The organism is Cellulomonas sp. McL0606, assembly GCF_058248365.1.
Genome location: NZ_CM177779.1, coordinates 3524430 through 3542582, shown reverse-complemented (window position 1 = coordinate 3542582; position 18153 = coordinate 3524430). Strand labels below are relative to the sequence as shown.

The following is an 18153-nucleotide window of genomic DNA, read 5'->3' as shown; positions in this document are numbered from 1 at the left end:
GACGGGTGCTGCTCGGCCTGACGACGAACGGCGTGGCCGTTCTCGGCTAGGTCGCGGGTCGCCCACCCCGTCAGTGCGCCCCGGTGTGCTCCGCGGACGCGAACCGCGCCTGGCCGGGCTGCACCAGACCGAGCTGCGCGGGCACCGGTCGGCTGACCAGGTTGAGGGTCCAGTCGGCAGCGATGCGGGCGCGGTTGGCCATCGAGGGGACCGCGTACAGGTGGTAGGCCTTGGCGACGACCTTCGCGGGCAGCCCCGTCAGCGGGATCCCGAGCGGGCGGGCGACCGCGCTGCGTCGCCCCAGGTCGGCCACGAGCCCGAGGTCGTGGTGCCGGTACTCGATCGGCTGGCCGTACCCGAGGCTCGCGGCGATGTTGTGCCCGAGGACGACGCCCATCCGCTGCGCGTGCTGCGCGGTCGGTGGGTAGGCGCGGTGCTGCTTGTCGTACGGGTCGGGCGCGGACGCCGAGTCGCCGGCGGCCCAGACGTCGGCCTCGCCGGGCACGCGGAGCTGGGCGTCGACGACGAGTCGGCCGCGCTCGACCGTGTCGCCGAGCGTCCCGACCAGCGGGGGAGGCGTGACGCCGGCGGTCCAGAGCACGGTGTGGCACGGGATCGTCTCGCCGTCGGACAGCGTGACGTGGTCGGACGCGACCTCCGTGACCGACGTGCTCAGCCGGACCTGCATGCCGCGCGCGCGGATCTGGTCGAGCGCGAACTCGCCCAGGCGCGGACCGAGCTCAGGCAGCACGGCCGGCGCGACGTCGACCAACAGCCAGGTGACGTCCTCCGTCCGCAGCCGCGGGAAGCGGTCGAGCTGCGCGTTGGTCATGACCTGCAGGCTGCGCGGCCGTCTCGGTGCCGGCATACCCCGCGCCGACCACGACGAACGTCAGCCGGGCGCGCCGCTCGCCCAGGTCGGTGGTGGCGTCGGCGATCTCCATCTGCCGCAGCACGTGGTCGCGGATGTAGACCGCCTGTACGAGGGTCTTCAGGCCGAGCGCATGGTCCTCCATGCCGGGCGTCGGCAGCCGCCGGGTGACCGAGCCGACGGTCATGGCCAGCCGGTCCCAGGGCAGGACCAGCGGGTCGGCGAGGTCGCAGGCGACATCGATGGTGCGCTTCGTGGTGTCGACCGACTCCACCAGTCCCTGCACGATCCGCGCCCTGCGCAGGGCCGAGTGCAGCGGGATCGCGATGCGCCGGGGGTCCAGGCGCCCGGCGGCGACCTCGGGCAGCAGCGGTGAGTAGCAGAGATGGTCCGTCGCGCTCACGATCGTGAGGTCGGCCGCCCCCGCAGGGATCAGCCGCTCGAGGGTGCGGGCCGCGAAGAAGCCGGCGAACCCGCTGCCGACGACCACCACGCGCGGACGTGCGCTCATCCGTTTGTCCCTTCCTGCCGGACCCCCACGTGGACCGTATCCGGTATGTCACTTTCTTGCGCACCCCGCTAGCCTCGCGTTGTGGTCGCCACCGACGTCGGTCGGCGTCGTGATGCGCCTCCTCCCGTCGCCTGGCCCTGGGTGCTCTGTGCCGCGAGCCTGCTGCTCGCGGTCCTGGTCGCGTTCTCTGCCCGGTACGGACCGCACCGCGACGAGCTCTACTTCCTGGCCGCGGGCCGCCACCTCGCATGGGGCTACCCCGACCAGCCGGTGCTGACGCCGCTGATCGCGCACCTTGCGGACGTCGTCGCACCCGGATCGCTCGTGGCCCTGCACCTGCCGTCGGCCGTCGCCATGGCGGTGGTCGTCGTGCTGTCCGCGCTCATGGCCCGCGAGCTGGGCGGCCGGACGGGGGCGCAGGTGCTCACGATGGTCGCGACGGGGACCGGCGTGGTGACAGTCTTCGCCGGACACCTGCTGTCGACGACCTCCATCGACACCCTGTTCTGGGTGGCCATCAGCTACGCGGTCCTGTGGACCCTGCAGCGGGACCGCCCGCGCGGCTGGCTGGTGGTCGGTGCTCTGGCCGGGCTGGCGCTCGAGGACAAGAACCTGGTCGCGTTCCTGCTGGGCGCGATCGTGGTCGGGATCGCACTGACGCCCTCCGTGCGGCACCACCTGCGTTCCCCGTGGGCCTGGGGCGGGGTCGCGGTCGCGCTGGCCCTGTGGGTGCCCAACCTGGTGTGGCAGGCGCTGAACGGCTGGCCGCAGCTGACCCTCGCCGCCGACATCCACGACGAGTACGGCGCGCTGGGCGAGCGGCTGACGTTCGTCGCCCTGCTGCTCGTCCAGTTCAGCCCGGCCACCGCCGCCGTCTGGGTCTACGGCCTCGTCCGGCTTTTCCGGAGGCCTTCGCTCGTTCGGGCGAGGGCCCTGGCCTGGGCGTTCGTGGTGCTCGTCGCGGTGTTCCTGCTGACCGGCGGCAAGGCCTACTACGTCGTCGGTGCCGTGCCGGTGCTCATCGCCGCGGGAGCGTGCGGCCTGGCCGAACGAGCGAGCCGGCGCTGGCTCGTGGCGGCCGGCGCGGTGCTCGCGCTCAGCGGGATGGTCGTCTGGCCGTCGGCCCTGCCGATCCTGTCCGAGCGGGCCTTCGGTCAGTCGCTCTACGTCGACATCAACCAGGACCAGGCCGAGATGATCGGCTGGCCGGCCCTCGTCGCGACGGTCCGGTCCGCGGTGTCGTCGTCCGGGGCCACGCTCGCCGTCAGCCGGAACTACGGCGAGGCCGGCGCGCTCGAGTGGTACGGCCTCGACGTCCCGGTCTACAGCGGGCACAACGGCTACGCGGCGTGGGGTCCGCCCCCCGGGTCGGAGGGACCTTTCGTGCTCGTCGGCTACGACTCCGCGCCGTCCTGGGCCGTCGGCTGCCGGGTGGTGGCGCGCGTCGACAACGGCGTCGACCTCGACAACGAGGAGCAGGGTGGCGCCGTCCAGGTGTGCGACGCGCCGGCCGGCACCTGGCAGTCCGTGTGGTCCGAGGTGACGCACCTGTCCGCGTAGGTCTGCCGTGCGAGCCGCACCTGATGATCGTCGACTGCATCAAACTTGCTCTCGCAACGTAAGTTCTTGCAATTTGTCATTCGGTCTTGTCTTACCATTTGTCCAGTACCTACGGTGTGTCCCGACATGCGGTGCGGGCTCCCCCAGCCCGGCGCCGTCCCGGCTGCGCAAGGAGGCGCTCCCGTGAGGAACCCCGTTCGTCGCACTGTGTATGCGGTCCCCGCTCTGCTCGCCGCACTCGCGCTGGTCGTCCCCGCAAGCGCCGCGTCCGCTCACCCGGCTCCCCCCGCCCCGGCCACGCCCACCCCGGTCACCCGCGCCGCACTCGACCCGTCGCTGTCGACGGGCCGCGGCGCCGACCTCGGGTTCGTCGAGCAGGAGGCCGAGAGCGCCGCCACCAACGGGACCGTGATCGGCCCCGACCGGAACGCCTACACGCTCCCCGCCGAGGCGTCCGGCCGAAAGGCCGTCCAGCTGACCCCCGGTCAGTACGTCGACTTCACGCTGCCCAAGGCCGCCAACGCGGTGACCGTGCGCTACGCGCTCCCCGACGCACCGACCGGCGGCGGCCTCACCGCGTCGATGCCGATCACGATCAACGGCAAGCGCGCCGGCACCGCGGCGCTGACGTCGCAGTACTCGTACCTGTACAACCAGTACCCGTTCTCCAACGACCCCAACGCGGGCCTCCTGCACCCGGACTGGTGGATCACCGAGTGCGGTTGCGTGCCGGCGGCGACCACCCCGACGCCGACGATCACGACGCCGTACCGTCCCATGCACTTCTACGACGAGCAGCGGGTGCTGCTGGGTCAGACGTACAAGGCCGGGTCCGTCGTGCGCCTGACCGCGCCGGCGGGCGTGGCGTGGACCGTCGTCGACCTGCTCGACTCGGAGCTCGTCGGCCTGCCGACGATCAAGCTGAAGGCCGCGAACGTGCTGCTCTTCGGCGCCGACCCGTTCGGTCGCAAGGACTCCGCCGACGCGTTCGACAAGGCGATCGGGTTCGCCAAGAAGGCGCACCTGCCGGTCTACGTGCCGCCGGGCGTCTACCAGGTGAACCGCCACATCATCGTCGACGACGTCACCATCCAGGGCGCCGGCAGCTGGTACACGATCATCCGCGGGTCGCAGGTGTCGCTGGCGACGCCCGCCCCCGACGGCTCCGTGCACACGGGCGTCGGCTTCTACGGCAAGGATGCCTCCGTCGGCGGGAGCCACAACGTGCACCTGTCCGGGTTCACCATCCAGGGCGACGTGCGTGAGCGCATCGACACCGACCAGGTCAACGGCATCGGCGGCGCGCTGAGCGACTCGACGATCGACGGCCTGTACATCGAGCACACCAAGGTCGGCATCTGGCTCGACGGGCCGATGAACAACGTGCAGATCAGCAACTCGATGATCGTCGACCAGATCGCCGACGGCGTGAACTTCCACACCGGCGTCACCAGCCCGGTGTCCGGAACACCTTCGTCCGGAACACCGGCGACGACGGCCTGGCCATGTGGTCCGAGCACACCGGCAACACGGGCAACACCTTCGATCACGACACGGTCCAGACGCCGACGCTCGCCAACGGGATCGCCATCTACGGCGGCACCGACAACACGGTGTCCAACAACCTGATCGCCGACCCGCTGCGCGAGGGCTCGGCCCTCCAGGTGGGTTCGCGGTTCGGGTCGGAGGCCTTCACCGGTCACCTGTGGATCACCAACAACACGACGGTCCGGTCCGGCACCTTCGAGCTGAACTGGAACATCGGTCTCGGCGCCATCTGGTTCTACGCGCTGGAGAAGAACATCGACGCGGACATCGAGGTGGTCGGCGACAACTTCCTCGACAACACCTACAACGCGATCATGCTGGTGGCCGACTGGCCCGTGAAGGACCTGTACAAGATCACCAACGTCCACTTCCAGGACATCCACGTCGACGGGACCGGCACCTCCGTGCTCAGTGCACGCGTGGCGGGTTCGGCGACCTTCCAGAACGTGGACGCCCGCAACGTCGGTGCCGTCGGCATCAACAACTGCGGCTCGTTCAACTTCCCGCCGACGGGGTCCGAGTGGTCCTCCGTCGACCTCGGTGGCAACGACGGCGGCGGCACGACCGGCCCGTGGTTCGCGCCGTGGGAGCTGCCCAACACCATCACCTGTGACGACCGTCCCGCGGTCGTCGTGCCGCCGGCTCCCTCGGCCTGGTGATCCCGGGTGGGGTGACGGCGGCGCCCCTCGGCCGCCGTCACCTCATCCCCCCAGCCACCGGTGGCGGGTCCGCATCGCTCGCCACCGGTCGGGGTGTGATCCGGCCCCGACACGCGCTGGGTCCGTCCCTGAATCGGGTGGCGCACCGACATCGGGAGAGCCGGTGCGCCACCCACTCACTCCACGCGGCAGTCGTCGTTCTCCGCCGGTCGGCCCCCCGTGCGGGCCGGTGCCCCGAGGAGCTACCGCGTCACGATCGTCCAGCCGTGCGGCTCGACCTCGCCGGCACCGGCACCGCCGCTCGCCAGGAGCACCTCGCCGGCCGGCACCGCGAACCCGTCGTCGCCGAGGTTCAGCGCGACCACGATCGCGTGGTCGGTGCCCTCGTCCCCGTCGGCGGACCGCACCTCGTAGACGAACCGCGTGTTCGTCAGCTCGACCTGCGTCGTGCGTGCCCGGTGCAGCCAGGGGTGCCTGCGACGGAGACCGATCAGGTCCTGGTGCAGCCGCAGGATCCGCGCTCCGCGCTCGTCGGGCGCGCTGCCCGGATCCCCGAACTCCGGCCGGATGGCGTCATCGCCCCCGGCGCGCTCCTCCTTGACCCCGGTGTAGCCGAGTCGTCGCCCGCGTAGACCGACGGCGTCCCGCCCACGGTGAACAGGACGACGAGCGCGTGGGCGAGGTGGCGCGGATCGGTGATCGTGCTCGCGATGCGCGTCACGTCGTGGTTGCCGACGAAGGTCAGGGGCACGAACGTCTCGAGGAACTCGTCGTGACGCGTGAGCGACCAGGCCAGCTCCCAGAGGTTGGCATCCTCGATCGAGCTCCAGATCGCCTTCCACAGCTCGTACTGCGTGAGGGAGTCGACCCCCGACGCGGTGACGAACCCGGCGTAGTCGCCATGGATGACCTCCGCGACGATCCACGCGTCCGGGTGCTCGGCGCGCACGCGCGGCAGCACCTGTGCCCAGAAGGTCGTGGGCACCGCGTAGGCCGCGTCGAGGCGCCAACCGTCTGCGCCGCGGTCGAGCCAGTGGTTCATCACGCGTGCCACGTAGTCGACGACGGACGGGTGCTCGTGGTCCAGCGTCACGAGCGCGTCGTGGCCCTCGAAACCGACGAAGTCGGTCGGGCCGCCTCCCTCCGCGCGTCTCAACCACACCTCGTCCTGCGAACGGCCCTGAGCAGCCTCGACCGACCGGCGCGCGATCTGCGAGCTGCGGCCGACATGGTCGAACACCCCGTCCAGCAGCACCCGAAGTCCCCGCCGATGCGCCTGCGCGACGAGCTCGTCGAAGTCGTCGTCGGTGCCCAGCCGCGGGTCGATCTGCAGGTGGTCGATCGTGTCGTAGCCGTGCGACTCCGACGCGAACACCGGACCGAGCGCGATCCCCGACGCCCCCGTCGCGATGACGTGGTCGAACCAGCCCACCATGCGCAGCAACCGGTGCTCGTCGGGTGTCGGCGGCGTGCCGGCGACCGTCGCCGGATACGCACCCACGAACCCGAGCGGGTACGCGTGCCACCAGATGGCGTGCCGCACCCAACCGGGCTCGTTCGTCACCGAGGGTGCGGCCGGCTGCCCGCCCGGACTGTCCGACGCGGCATCCGACGCGTGTTCGGTATCGCTCACCGTTCCAACCTATGGCGGCACGCCCACATCCGGACCGTGGAGCCGGCACCACTCGTCGAGTTGCTCGTCGTGGGCCTGCAGCCGTGACCGGTCAGCGGATCGCGTCTGACCTCAGGCGGGTTCCGGCGGGCCGAGGCGCGGGTACCTCTTGCGGAGCACGGGAGGGGCGGCCCACCACCACGACTCCGCCAGGTGGGCTCCGAGCGTGGGCGCGTCGACCGTCGCGAGCGTGATCAGGACCAGGTTCGTCCCCGCATGGTGGTCGGTCGTCGAGTACAGCTCGGCTTGCTCGACGAGCGCGAGCCGCTCACCGTCGTCCTCGACCCGAACCGTCAGCCGCTCGTCGTCCCACATCCTCGCGACCATGTTCCGGTGGAACCACGCCGGCTGACCCCGGCTCGAGCGCTCGGTGACCTCCGGCAGAGCCAGGGCCGCCCTGCGTGCATCGCCCTCGTCCATCCCGCCATCCAATCGCCATCCACCGACACAAGACGTCAGAACGGTGGTTCGTCGTTGCCGTTGACGGTGGTGTGTGGGTGGTGGGTCAGCGCGTGGAGGTCGACGAGGACTGGGGTGGGGTCGCGGGTGAAGGTGATGCCGTCGGCGGAGGTCCAGGTGGTGACCCCTGTGTGGGCGTTGCGGTGGACCTGCCAGTGTTTCTTGGTCTTGGCGTTGTGGTGATGCCGGCACAGGGCGTGCAGGTTGTCGGGGTGGGTCTGGTCCGCGGCCGGTTTCTTCGGGTCGAAGGGCACGATGTGGTCGACGTCGCTGCGGGTGGCGGGTTGTCGGCAGCCGGGGAAGGTGCAGGTCACGTCGCGGGCGATGATGGTGCGGGTCAGGTCGGTGCCGGGCCGGTAGCGGATCGTCCCGGCCTCACAGACCAGCCCTGTCGCGGGGTCGGTCAACAACCTCCGCCAGGTGCCGTCCTGGGCGAGCTCACGGGCCATCCCCGCGGTGATCGGCCCGAAGGAGTCCAGGAACCCGGGGTTGTTGTCCAGGCCGGCCAGGGTGGTGGCGGCCACGGTGACCCCGACACTGACGGGCTGCCCGTGCCGGCGCGGCACGCCCGTCCCGCTCGGGGTGGTCCCGGTGGTCACGATCGAGGTGAACACGTCACTGAACGCGTCCGCGCGACGCTGGTCCACGCTGCGCTGGTCCCCGGGGATCCGGGTGGTGCCGGCGAGGGCGTCGAGGACCGTGAACGCCAGGACCGCGTCGGGGGCGGGCAGGTACGCGGACAACCACGCCATCCCGTCCACCGACGGGCTCAGGGACACCGCCCGGTCCTGGCGGGCCGCCTCCCGGCGCCTCTCGGCGGCTGCCGGGTCGCCTGCGATGACCAGGGCGCGCACGTGCCGGGCCAGCTCGCGGGCCCGTCATCCGCGCCGCCGCGCCCACCCCGACCGCGATTGCCGTGTCCCGCCCGGACGGGTCGGCGACCATCACCTCACCCATCAGGACGTCGACCTTGCGGGCATCCAGCACCCCGGCGGCCCAGGCGTCGTGCACCGCGGGATACCGGCACGCCAACGAGGCACGCGCCATCAACAGCTCCGCGGCCCGACGGGTGGTGACCAGGGCGCACGCGAGCAGGTCCGGCACCGGGGACGGGTGGGACGGGCGCCGGACCTCCAGCTCGCGGATCGCGACCGCCTGGGCGGCCTGCACCGCGCGCAGCAGCTGCTCGAACCCCTCCACCACCGACAACACCCCACCCACGGACAGGTCCGCCAGCTCCACCCCGTCCAACAGGGACGCCAGGTCCCGGATCGAGGCAGCCGGCACCGGGAACTCCGGCAGGTCACGCATCGAGGACGGCGCAGTCGTGGCGTTCTCGTCGTCCATCGTCGCCACCCCTCCTCGTCCGCCGGATCGATCCGTTCGAACAAGTGTACGATCGACCACTGACACCGCGACGGCACAGCACCCACCTGTGGACAACCGGCGCGGACGACGAAGAACGGGCTGAGCGCGGTGATGGTCCGGGAGATCGACTGGTCGAAGTGGCAACGCACGCCACGGGGCTGGGTGCGCGTCCCGCCCGCGGGCTGCCCCGCCGGGCACCGGTGGACGACGAGCGGACCGGGCCGGCCGTCGGAACGGTTCGTGACGTGCGGCTGCACGGTCGACCGTCATCACACCCTCTGGGTGTGCCCGGCCTGCGGCATGCACTGCGCCGAGGGGTGCACGGACACGGCGAAGTGGGCGGGGACGACCGTGTCGTCGGGGATCGTCGGGAACCGACGAGGCATGGTCTGAGCGAAGCCGGTCAGGGCGTCGGCGTCACCGCACGAACCATCGCGCGACCCACGCGGCGGGCGTCGCGGGTCAAGGCCGTGCCGACGATGACACCGAGCGCGATGGAGAACAGCGCCAGGACGGTGTCGATCACGTCGGTCGCGCCGGCCTCGACACCCGTCGCCAGCTCGGAGACGCCCCGGAACCCGAGCGCGCCGGGGAGCAGGAGCCAGAAGGCGGGCAGCATGGTGACGATCGCGGGCGGGCCGGTGCGGGCCCGGGCGATGGCCTGCGAGACGGGCACCAGCACGAGCCCGCCGACGAACCCCGACAGCTGGGGCGAGAGCAGGACGAGACCGACGGTCTGCGCGGCGAAGGCGGCGTACAGGGCGAGCAGGAGCCACCAGAACGACCCGCGGGGCGGCGACGAGAAGTACCGGTGCCCGACGGCGACGAACAGCACGCCGACCCACGCGGCCCACGACCCGAGCAGCGGGGAGGTGCTGGTGGTGGAGAACGGTCCGGCGACGGTGACCGCGGCGACCACCCCGAACGCGAGCAGCAGCAGCTGCGCGATCCCGTAGACCAGCCGCGACGCCCCCGCGATCACCTGGTTGCTGGTCAGCTCCATCGCCGCGACGGTCAGCACGGCGCCGGGCAGGAAGCTGACCAGCGGCGGCGCGAGAAGCCGGATCGGGTCGGTGTCCAGGGCGGGGGCAACGACGGTGATCGTTGCGAGGCTGACCAGGAACGCGGCGACGACGGGCAGGGCCGTCGAGAGCGTCGGCCACCGGTCGGCGAGCAGCCGCAGGAGCCCGACGAGCGCGCCCATGACGACGTAGGCGGGCAGCGCGTCGACCGCCGGGTAGAGGATCAGCCCGAACCCGACGGTGAGCAGCGCGTGCCCGAGCACGACGGCGAGCGGCCCGTACAACGGCGGCATCGCGAGGATCTGGCGCAGCCGCACGCGCGACTCCGCGAGGTCCGCGGTGCCGGTGGACAGGTCGCGGACCAACCGGTCGACGGCGCCGATCTGGTGCAGCGGAAGCGTGGTCTCGGTGTCGGGACCCGTGAAGTCGCTCTCGGGGCCCTCGGCGGTCTCGACGTGGATGAACACACCCGTCGGCAGCACGAGCGTGCGGACCTGGTCCGCGCCGTACGCCTGCGCGATGTCCCCGATCTGCTGCTCGGTGTCCATGACGGACTGTCCCGACGAGAGGAGCGCCGCCCCCAGCTCGCGCAGGAGCGGCACCAGGTCGGCGGGCACGGTCGGCAGCTCGCCGGGCTCCTCGATGACCCCGGGGGGCGGTGGTTCGGTCAGCGCCCGGATCGCCCGCCGCAGCCGGCCGCCCAGGTGGACGCCGTGGGACGCGGACGCGGTGCGCAGCGGGGAGGAGTGCGGGGGCGAGGACGACGGCGGCAGCGCTGTCATCGCGTACCGGGGTGCGCGTCGAGACGCGCGTCGACCTCGGCCATGCGCAGACCCGCGATCCGGCGGACCGTCTCCTCGCTCAGCGGCGAATCCGCGCCGAACTGCAGGGTCGCCCCCGACAGTCGACCCTCGGGCAGCGAACCGGCGAGCGACCGTGCGAGGGGTGGGCTCATCAGGTGCAGGCTGCAGTGCGCCTTCGCGACGGAGAGCGCGACGAGCCCGGTCCCGCGGTAGGTGATGGTCGGCACCCGGTAGGAGATGATCTGGCCCGCGTCGGGAACGACGTCCACCAACCGGTCCCGGACCACCCGCAGCGCCGCGCCCTGGTCTGCCGGAACGGCAGCGAGGTACTCGTCGACGGTCGCGGCCGGATAGCCCTCACGCGGCATCTCGCCACCTCCTACGGCCGATCGTACGGATCGTGGGCGCGCAACGACACGAACTCGTCCGTGCCGAGCAGGCGCAGGGCGAGACGCGTCCACGCGGGCACCAGGCGCGCACCTTCCGAGCCGTGCAGCCGCACCGGGTCGGACAGGACGAGCACCCGACGACGCCGGACCAGCCGAGCCGGTCGGCCCGCCTCGATGTTCTGCAGCCACTGCACGCGCGGCCCGTACGTCAACGCGATCGTGATGCGCGGACCCGCCGGGAACGCCATCACGGGCGTGTGGAACCGCCGGCCGGTCGACCGGCCCTCGTGGTGCAGCGTCGCGAGCGGGGGCAGGTCGTCGGAGAGCAGCCCGAGGAGCGGGTTGGCCACCCGCCGGTTCACGCGCGTGATCCACAGCGGGAGCGGCATGGTGCGGAGGTTAGGGCCGATCGCGGCCGCCCGCGACCGTTGGACACCCGCGGTCTTGCCCAGCGGGCCCGAGTTGCCGATGTCGCGTCGCCGTGAGCACGGTGGGGTGCCCCTCAACGGACGACGGAAGGAGAGCCACGTGCTCACCCTCACCGACAGCGCACGCACGGCGGTCCAGACCCTCACCACCAACGCCGGGCTTCCCGACGACACGGGCGGTCTGCGCATCGCCCAGCAGGAGGCCGGCGGGTTCGAGCTGGCGCTCGTGCCCGAGCCGTTCCCGGGCGATGATGTGGTGACGGACGGGACGAGTCGCGTCTACGTCGACCCGGAGGCGTCCGTCACGCTGACCGACCAGCGCCTCGACGTCGAGCCGGTCGCGACCGGCACGGCATTCACGCTCGCACCGCAGTAGTCGCACGCAGAGGCGAGCGCAGACCCCGAATCGCCTGTGCACGGCCGGGGCACGACCGGCCCGGGTGCACGGGCACGCAAACAGCGAGGGCGGGGAGCCACCCGGCTCCCCGCCCTCGTTGCGCGATCTGTCAGGAACGCGATCTGTCAGGAGCCGCCGAGCAGCTGGTCGAACGACGGCACGGCGTCGTACAGCCCGACCGGTGCGGACGGCTCACGGTCGGCCACCATCTCGGCCAGCTCGCGGCCGGCGCGCCGGATCCGGGCCGGCAGCGGGTTGACGTCGTCGCCACCCCCGTCGGCCCAGTCGTCGGTGGCCGCGAACACGGCCGTGCCGGCGACGTCGGCCCGCAGGTAGGCGAACAGCGGCCGCAGCGCGTACTCGAGCGCGAGCGAGTGCCGTCCGGTGCCGCCGGTCGCCCCGACGAGCACGGGCCGTCCGACGAGGGCGTCCTTGTCGAGGATGTCGACGAACGACTTGAACAGGCCGGAGTACGAGGCGGAGAAGATCGGCGTGACGGCGATGACGCCGTCGGCGGCCGTGACCTTCTCGATGACGGACGCGAGCGGGCCGGACGCGAAGCCCGTGAGGGTCATGTTGACCACCTCGTGGGCGAGGTCGCGGAGCTCCACCGTCTCGACGTGCGCGGTGATGCCGCGCGCGGCGAGCTCGGTGACGGTGGCGTCGGCGAGCCGGTCGGCCAGCAGACGCGACGACGAGGGCTGGGACAGCCCCGCCGAGATGACGACGATCGAGCGGTCGCTCATCGCACGTCCTTTCCTGAAGAACTTGAAGAAGAGAGGGAGTCCTCGGCCCGGAGACCGGTAAAGGTGTCTTCGGCAACTACCTGCTCGTGCACCGTACCCGCCGCCTTCGCCGCGGCCACCCGGGCGGCGTGCGACGGCGGGTTCGCCGGCACGTGCTCGGGACGGGCGGACTCGGCCTCGGCGCGCAGGACGGGGACCACCTCCGTGGCCAGGATGTCGATCTGCTCCAGCACCGTCTTCAGCGGGAGGCCGGCGTGGTCCATGAGGAACATCTGGCGCTGGTAGTGGCCGACCTTCTCGCGGAACTTCCCGTACCTGTCGATGACCTCCTGCGGGCTGCCCACGGTCAGCGGGGTGTCGCGGACGAAGTCCTCCAGCGACGGTCCGTGCCCGTAGACGGGTGCGTTGTCGAAGTAGGGCCGGAAGGCGCGGACGGCGTCCTGCGAGTTCTTCGCCATGAACACCTGACCGCCCAGCCCGACGATCGCCTGGTCGGCCTGCCCGTGCCCGTAGTGCTCGAAGCGCTGCCGGTAGTAGCTGACCATCTGGGCGGCGTGCTCGATCGGCCAGAAGATCGCGTTGTGGAAGAACCCGTCACCGTAGTAGGCGGCCTGCTCGGCGATCTCGGGGGACCGGATCGAGCCGTGCCAGACGAAGGGCGGGACGCCGTCGAGCGGCCGCGGGGTCGAGGTGAAGCCCTGCAACGGTGTGCGGAACTTGCCCTGCCAGTCCACGACGTCCTCCTCCCAGAGGCGACGCAGCAGCGCGTAGTGCTCGATGGCCAGCGGGATGCCCTGGCGGATGTCCTGACCGAACCACGGGTACACGGGGCCGGTGTTGCCGCGGCCCATCATGAGGTCCATGCGGCCGTCGGAGATCACCTGGAGCATCGCGTACTCCTCGGCCAGCCGGACGGGGTCGTTGGTGGTGATCAGCGTGGTCGCGGTGGACAGGATGATGTTCGTCGTCGTGCCGGCCAGGTAGCCGAGCATCGTCGTGGGCGACGACGGGACGAACGGCGGGTTGTGGTGCTCGCCCGTCGCGAAGACGTCCAGGCCCGCGGCGTCCGCGTGCTGGGCGATGGTGAGCATGTTGCGCACGCGCTCCGTGTCGTCCGGCGTCCGGCCGGTCGTCGGATCGGTGGTGACATCGCCGACGGTGAAGATCCCGAACTGCATCTCACGCCTCACAGATCGATCAAAGGTTCATGCGTTTGCATGTACTTGCCGCTTCAACTAGTGACCCGCCGCGGCTATTCCCCGCCCGGTGGCCGTCCGGACGTACCTATAGCGTGGGGAATCACCAGCCGGTGACGGAAGGCAGTACAGCGTGGCAGACGACCAGATCAGGGTCCTCGTCGTCGAGGACGACGCGGACACAGCGCAGTACGTGCGCACGGTGCTCGAACGACGCGGGGGGATGGCCGTCACTGTCGTCCACGAGCCCATGTCGGCTCTCGCAGAGGTCGCCCGGGCCCAGTTCGACGTGGTGCTCACCGACATCCAGATGCCGGGCATGAGCGGTCTGGAAGCTCTCGACGAGCTGCGCTCGCGCGCCGCGGGCACGCCGGTCGCGGTGATGACCGCGTTCGCGAGCGTGGACTACGCGGTCGACGCCCTGCGGCGTGACGCCGACGAGTTCCTGGTCAAGCCCGTCGCCGCCGCCACGCTGCTCGAACGGATCACCGCGCTCGCCGCCCTGGGTCGTCAGCGCCGTGCCGCGCAGGACCCGCACGACGTGGTGCTCGCGGTCGGTGCGCACCCGGACGACGTCGAGATCGGCATCGGCGCGACGCTCGCCTCGCACCGCGCCGCGGGGGACACCGTCGTGATCCTCACCCTGTCGAGCGGCTCCGTCGGTGGCGACGTCCAGGCCAGGCGGCACGAGGCGCTCGCGTCCGCCGCCATCATCGGCGCGCGCCTCTACCTGCACGACTTCGAGGACACCCGTCTCGACCCGGCTGACGGGCTCATCACCACGATCGAGGAGACGATCCGCGAGGTGCAGCCGACCATCGTCTACACGCACAGCGGGCACGACCGGCACCAGGACCACCGCGCGGTGCGGCAGGCCGTCGAGGTGGCGGCCCGCCGGGTCCCGTCGCTCGCGTGCTTCCAGAGCCCGTCCTCCACGATCGACTTCCGGCCCACCCGGTTCGTGCCGGTCGACGGGTACATCGAGACGAAGCTGCGGATGCTCGAGGCGTTCGCCTCGCAGACGCACCGCGACTACATGGACCCCGAGCTCGTGCGGGCGACCGCGCGGTACTGGTCACGGTTCGGCACGGGATCGTTCGCGGAGCCCCTCGAGACGATCCGCGCGGCCGCGATGCTCCGGGGGACCGCGGGCCTGGTCGCGGCGTCCGAGGCGATGGCAGACGAGCACGGAGGGGAGACGGCGTGAGGGTCCTGGTGACGGGTGCGGGCGGCCCGGCGGGCGTCGCGGTGATCCGGTCGCTGCTGCGACGTGGCGACGTCGAGGTGTTCGCGGCGGACATGGACCGCTGGGCGAGCGCGCTCTACCTGGTGGACGCGCCGTACCGACGCCTGGTGCCCGCGGGGAAGGCTCCGGACTTCGTCGACGTCGTGCGGCAGGTGTGCGTCGAGGACCACATCGACGTGCTCTTCCCGACCGTCGACGTCGAGCTCCCGCGGCTCGCCGCCGTCCGAGACGAGCTCGGCGGCGCGATCCTCGCCTCGCCCGCACTGGCGACGCTGGAGACCTGCCTGGACAAGCTCGCGCTCGCGCGGGCGTGCGAGCGGACCGTGCGGGTGCCGCGCACGGAGCTGCTCGGCACGGTCCAGGCGACCAGCGGCTGGGACTTCCCGGTGATCGTCAAGCCGCGACGAGGCGCCGGCTCGCGGGGCGTGCGTGTGGTGTCCGACCAGGCGCAGCTGGACGCGGTGCACGACGAAGAGGACCTGATCGTCCAGGAGATGCTGCCCGGCGACGAGTTCTCGGTGGACGTCCTCGCCGGGCTGGACGGGTCGGTGATCGCGGCGGTCCCGCGCGCCCGCCTGCGGGTGGACTCCGGCGTCGCCGTCGCGGGTGTCACCGTGCACGACGACGCCCTGATCGAGACGGCCTCCGCGGTCGCGCGGGCGGTCGGGCTGACGACGGTGGCCAACGTCCAGCTCAAGTACGACGCCGCGGGCGTTCCCGCGCTGCTCGAGGTCAACCCGCGGTTCCCGGGTGCCATGCCGCTGACGATCGCCGCAGGCGTCGACATGCCGTCCCTGACGCTCGACGCGGTCCTGGGCCGCCCGGTCCCGGCATACGTCGGCTTCCAGGAGATCGCGAACGTGCGCTACCTGGAGGACGTGTTCCTGCCGGTCGACCAGGTGCTGAAGCCCCGATGAGGCGATTGCCGTCCCCCGACGAGGACCACCACGTCCACTCGACGTTCTCCGACGACGCGGTCAGCACGCCGCAGGAGAACCTCGCGGCGGCGGACCGCGCCGGCCTGCGGGTGGTCCGGATGGTCGACCATGTGCGCCGGGACACCACCTACGTGCCCGAGTTCCTGGCCGCCGTCCGGGCCCTCCCGCGGATCGAGGGCCTCACGGTGATCACCGGTGTCGAGGCCAAGATCCTCGACGCGGGCGGAACGGTCGACGCGCCGGCCGACGTTCTCGCGTCGGTCGGCGACCCGGGTGGGCCGGACCGCATCTTGCTTGCGGACCACCAGGTGCCGGGGCCCGACGGACCGTGGAGCCCCCGGGCCACCCTCGAACGGATCGTCGACGGTCTCGACCCCGCCGATGTCATCGAGATGCTGGTCACGGCGACGATCCGGGCGATCCAGCAGGTCGGCCCCGCACAGCTCGCGCACCCGTTCTCGGTGCTGCCCAAGGTGGGCATCAGCGAGGACGATGTGCCCGACCAGCTGCTCGACGTCCTCGCCGACGTCACCATCGCCACCGGCACGCTGGTCGAGGTCAACGAGAAGTGGCAGTGCCCGGGTACGCGCATCACCGCTCGGTGGCGCGCGGCGGGCGTGCTGCTGGTCGCGTCGACGGACGCGCACACGGATGCGGAGGTCGGCGCGTACGACTGGGTGCGCACGACGTGAGCATCCCGTGGCGCGACGTCCTCGTCGCCGTTCTGGCGGCCTTCGTCGGCATCGGCGCCATCCCCGTGCTCGCGGGCCTCTACCAGTACCTGCTGGTGCCGGTGCACGCTTTCCGCAACCACCTGGCGCGCGCCGCGCCGCACCTGCCGCGGGTCGTCGTCATCGTCCCGGCCTGGAACGAGGGCGCCGTCCTGGGGGCGTCGCTCGACCGCCTGATGCGCCTGGCGTACCCGCCCGACCGGCTGCGGGTGTTCGTCGTCGACGACGCGAGCACTGACGACACCCCCGACGTCGTGCGCGCCAAGGCCGCCCAGTACGACGACCGGATCGTGCACCTGCGCCGCGAGCAGGGCGGTCAGGGCAAGGCCCACACGCTGAACCACGGCATCCGCGCCGCGCTGGCCGACGACTGGATGCAGGCGCTGCTCATCATGGACGCCGACGTCATCTACCGTCCCGACTCCTTGCGACGGATGACCCGCCACCTCGCCGACGAACGGGTCGGGGCGGTGACCGCGTTCATCCGCGAGGGCAGCGCCAGGCCCGGCAGCGTGGCGCGGTTCATCGGGTACGAGTACGTGACCGCCCAGGCGGCCGCCCGCCGCGCGCAGAACGTCATCGGCGCCATGGCGTGCCTGGCCGGGGGAGCGCAGCTGCACTCGCGCGCCAACCTGGAGGCGGTCGGCGGGGAGGTGGACACCAGCACCCTGGCCGAGGACACGTACACCACGTTCCTCACGCAGCTCGGTGGTCGTCGTGTCGTCTTTGAACCTGCGGCGGTCGTGCTCGCGGAGGAGCCGGACTCGGTCACGGCCCTCTGGAAGCAGCGGGTGCGCTGGGCGCGCGGCAACGTGCAGATCACCCGCACGTTCCGCAAGGTCTGGTTCCGGCCGCGTCGCGCACACAGCCTGGGGCGGTTCGACTTCGGCGTCATCTGGTTCGCCATCTACCTGCTGCCCGTGGCGATGATCCTGGCCGCCGTCGGGCTGGTCGGCCTCTACTTCGTCGCCGAGGTCACCGCGACGCTCGCGTTCCAGGCGCTCTGGTGGGTGGCGGTCTGCGCCTACGTCTTCATCACGGTGATGACGATGCTGCTCGACCGGGAGACGGCGAAGCGCTCCTGGTTCCAGGGGATCGTGTTCCCCGGGCTCGGCGCGCTGGTGGTGATGGTCGCGGCCTGGTTCCCCGATCTGCTCGAGGTGCGCCTGCCCGCGTTGTTCGGCTGGGAGATGACGCCGGTGGGCCGTGAGCTGTGGACCCTGACGCTCTACGCGTGGTCGGTGCTGGCCATGGTGCTGGCCTGGGTGGTCAAACAGCTCGAACGCACGCGGGTGCTCAAGCCCCTGGCCGTCCCGCTGCTCTACGTTGTGGGCTTCGGCCCGGTGCTGTGCGCGATCACGCTCGACGCGTACGTCAAGCAGTGGCGCGGCGCCGCTGCGGTGTGGGACAAGACCGAGAAGACGGGACGGGTGCTGGGATGAGCTTCTCGGACGAGCAGGTCTGGGGGACCCTCACGGACGAGGCCCTGACCGACGAGATCCGGTCGAACCGGCGCACCGAACGCCGGCTGCTGGTCGTCGCCGGCCTCGTGGCGGCGGCCTGCACGGTCGTCGCGCTGCTCCTGCACGGCCCGGTCTCATGACGCGCG

Annotated in this window: 19 protein-coding genes and 1 pseudogene; 9 read left to right on the top strand and 11 right to left on the bottom strand. The window is 71.6% G+C overall.

Annotation, left to right across the window (positions count from 1 at the left end; translation table 11 throughout):
* Nucleotides 1–70: 70 nt before the first annotated feature.
* Nucleotides 71–832, bottom strand: coding sequence for an NAD(P)/FAD-dependent oxidoreductase (locus AC38ZX_RS17995; RefSeq protein ID WP_491295386.1), 762 nt, complete (start codon nt 830–832; stop codon nt 71–73).
* Entirely contained in the window at nt 741–1382 is a 642-nt protein-coding gene (locus AC38ZX_RS17990) for an NAD(P)/FAD-dependent oxidoreductase (protein WP_491295385.1), read from the bottom strand. Before AC38ZX_RS17990 ends, AC38ZX_RS17995 begins: the two co-directional genes overlap by 92 nt.
* A gap of 81 nt (nt 1383–1463) precedes the next feature.
* Between AC38ZX_RS17990 and AC38ZX_RS17985 the strand changes: the two genes are divergently transcribed.
* The 3 genes and pseudogenes from AC38ZX_RS17985 (at nt 1464) to AC38ZX_RS17975 (ending at nt 5149) form a co-directional block, all read left to right on the top strand.
* Entirely contained in the window at nt 1464–2942 is a 1479-nt protein-coding gene (locus tag AC38ZX_RS17985) for an ArnT family glycosyltransferase (RefSeq protein WP_491295384.1), read from the top strand.
* A gap of 126 nt (nt 2943–3068) precedes the next feature.
* A pseudogene (locus tag AC38ZX_RS17980) lies at nt 3069–4016 on the top strand (glycosyl hydrolase family 28-related protein); the annotation flags it as partial.
* 431 nt (nt 4017–4447) lie between these two features.
* On the top strand, nt 4448–5149 hold the full coding sequence (locus AC38ZX_RS17975; protein ID WP_491295383.1) for a hypothetical protein: 702 nt from the start codon (nt 4448–4450) through the stop codon (nt 5147–5149).
* Nucleotides 5150–5391: 242 nt separating this feature from the next.
* Here AC38ZX_RS17975 and AC38ZX_RS17970 read toward each other — a convergent pair whose 3' ends face one another.
* The 7 genes from AC38ZX_RS17970 to AC38ZX_RS17940 form a co-directional block, all read right to left on the bottom strand.
* On the bottom strand, nt 5392–5556 hold the full coding sequence (locus AC38ZX_RS17970) for a hypothetical protein (RefSeq protein ID WP_491295382.1): 165 nt from the start codon (nt 5554–5556) through the stop codon (nt 5392–5394).
* Between the two features lie 83 nt (nt 5557–5639).
* Complete coding sequence (locus AC38ZX_RS17965) at nt 5640–6782, bottom strand: alpha-amylase family glycosyl hydrolase (RefSeq protein WP_491295381.1); 1143 nt, start codon at nt 6780–6782, stop codon at nt 5640–5642.
* A gap of 111 nt (nt 6783–6893) precedes the next feature.
* Nucleotides 6894–7241, bottom strand: a complete 348-nt coding sequence (locus AC38ZX_RS17960; RefSeq protein WP_491295380.1) for an MmcQ/YjbR family DNA-binding protein — start codon at nt 7239–7241, stop codon at nt 6894–6896.
* Between the two features lie 35 nt (nt 7242–7276).
* Nucleotides 7277–8134, bottom strand: coding sequence for an HNH endonuclease signature motif containing protein (locus AC38ZX_RS17955; protein ID WP_491295379.1), 858 nt, complete (start codon nt 8132–8134; stop codon nt 7277–7279).
* Nucleotides 8135–9051: 917 nt separating this feature from the next.
* Nucleotides 9052–10452 (bottom strand): threonine/serine exporter family protein, encoded by a 1401-nt coding sequence (locus tag AC38ZX_RS17950; protein WP_426593172.1) that lies wholly within the window; start codon nt 10450–10452, stop codon nt 9052–9054.
* The gene (locus AC38ZX_RS17945; RefSeq protein ID WP_491295378.1) at nt 10449–10841 is read right to left on the bottom strand and encodes an iron chaperone; all 393 of its coding nucleotides are present in this window, start codon (nt 10839–10841) and stop codon (nt 10449–10451) included. The genes AC38ZX_RS17950 and AC38ZX_RS17945 overlap by 4 nt, the downstream gene beginning before the upstream one ends.
* 11 nt (nt 10842–10852) lie before the next feature.
* Nucleotides 10853–11251 (bottom strand): PNPOx family protein, encoded by a 399-nt coding sequence (locus tag AC38ZX_RS17940; RefSeq protein WP_491295377.1) that lies wholly within the window; start codon nt 11249–11251, stop codon nt 10853–10855.
* A gap of 139 nt (nt 11252–11390) precedes the next feature.
* On the opposite strand from AC38ZX_RS17940, the gene AC38ZX_RS17935 reads away from it, so the two are divergent.
* Nucleotides 11391–11666, top strand: coding sequence for an adhesin (locus AC38ZX_RS17935; protein ID WP_426593169.1), 276 nt, complete (start codon nt 11391–11393; stop codon nt 11664–11666).
* Between the two features lie 146 nt (nt 11667–11812).
* Here AC38ZX_RS17935 and AC38ZX_RS17930 read toward each other — a convergent pair whose 3' ends face one another.
* Together AC38ZX_RS17930 and AC38ZX_RS17925 are read right to left on the bottom strand one after the other, a co-directional pair.
* On the bottom strand, nt 11813–12433 hold the full coding sequence (locus tag AC38ZX_RS17930; RefSeq protein ID WP_426593168.1) for a CE1759 family FMN reductase: 621 nt from the start codon (nt 12431–12433) through the stop codon (nt 11813–11815).
* A complete protein-coding gene (locus tag AC38ZX_RS17925) occupies nt 12430–13611 on the bottom strand; it encodes an LLM class flavin-dependent oxidoreductase (RefSeq protein ID WP_491297478.1) in 1182 nt (393 codons plus the stop codon). Before AC38ZX_RS17925 ends, AC38ZX_RS17930 begins: the two co-directional genes overlap by 4 nt.
* 151 nt (nt 13612–13762) lie before the next feature.
* On the opposite strand from AC38ZX_RS17925, the gene AC38ZX_RS17920 reads away from it, so the two are divergent.
* The 5 genes from AC38ZX_RS17920 to AC38ZX_RS17900 are packed head-to-tail and all read left to right on the top strand — an operon-like array spanning nt 13763 to nt 18147.
* Nucleotides 13763–14836 (top strand): PIG-L deacetylase family protein, encoded by a 1074-nt coding sequence (locus AC38ZX_RS17920; protein WP_491295376.1) that lies wholly within the window; start codon nt 13763–13765, stop codon nt 14834–14836.
* The gene (locus tag AC38ZX_RS17915) at nt 14833–15792 is read left to right on the top strand and encodes an ATP-grasp domain-containing protein (protein ID WP_491295375.1); all 960 of its coding nucleotides are present in this window, start codon (nt 14833–14835) and stop codon (nt 15790–15792) included. Before AC38ZX_RS17920 ends, AC38ZX_RS17915 begins: the two co-directional genes overlap by 4 nt.
* A complete protein-coding gene (locus tag AC38ZX_RS17910; protein WP_426593165.1) occupies nt 15789–16505 on the top strand; it encodes a PHP domain-containing protein in 717 nt (238 codons plus the stop codon). The genes AC38ZX_RS17915 and AC38ZX_RS17910 overlap by 4 nt, the downstream gene beginning before the upstream one ends.
* The gene (locus AC38ZX_RS17905) at nt 16502–17986 is read left to right on the top strand and encodes a glycosyltransferase family 2 protein (protein ID WP_426593164.1); all 1485 of its coding nucleotides are present in this window, start codon (nt 16502–16504) and stop codon (nt 17984–17986) included. Before AC38ZX_RS17910 ends, AC38ZX_RS17905 begins: the two co-directional genes overlap by 4 nt.
* Nucleotides 17983–18147, top strand: a complete 165-nt coding sequence (locus AC38ZX_RS17900) for a hypothetical protein (RefSeq protein WP_426593163.1) — start codon at nt 17983–17985, stop codon at nt 18145–18147. The genes AC38ZX_RS17905 and AC38ZX_RS17900 overlap by 4 nt, the downstream gene beginning before the upstream one ends.
* The last annotated feature ends 6 nt before the right edge of the window (nt 18148–18153 follow it).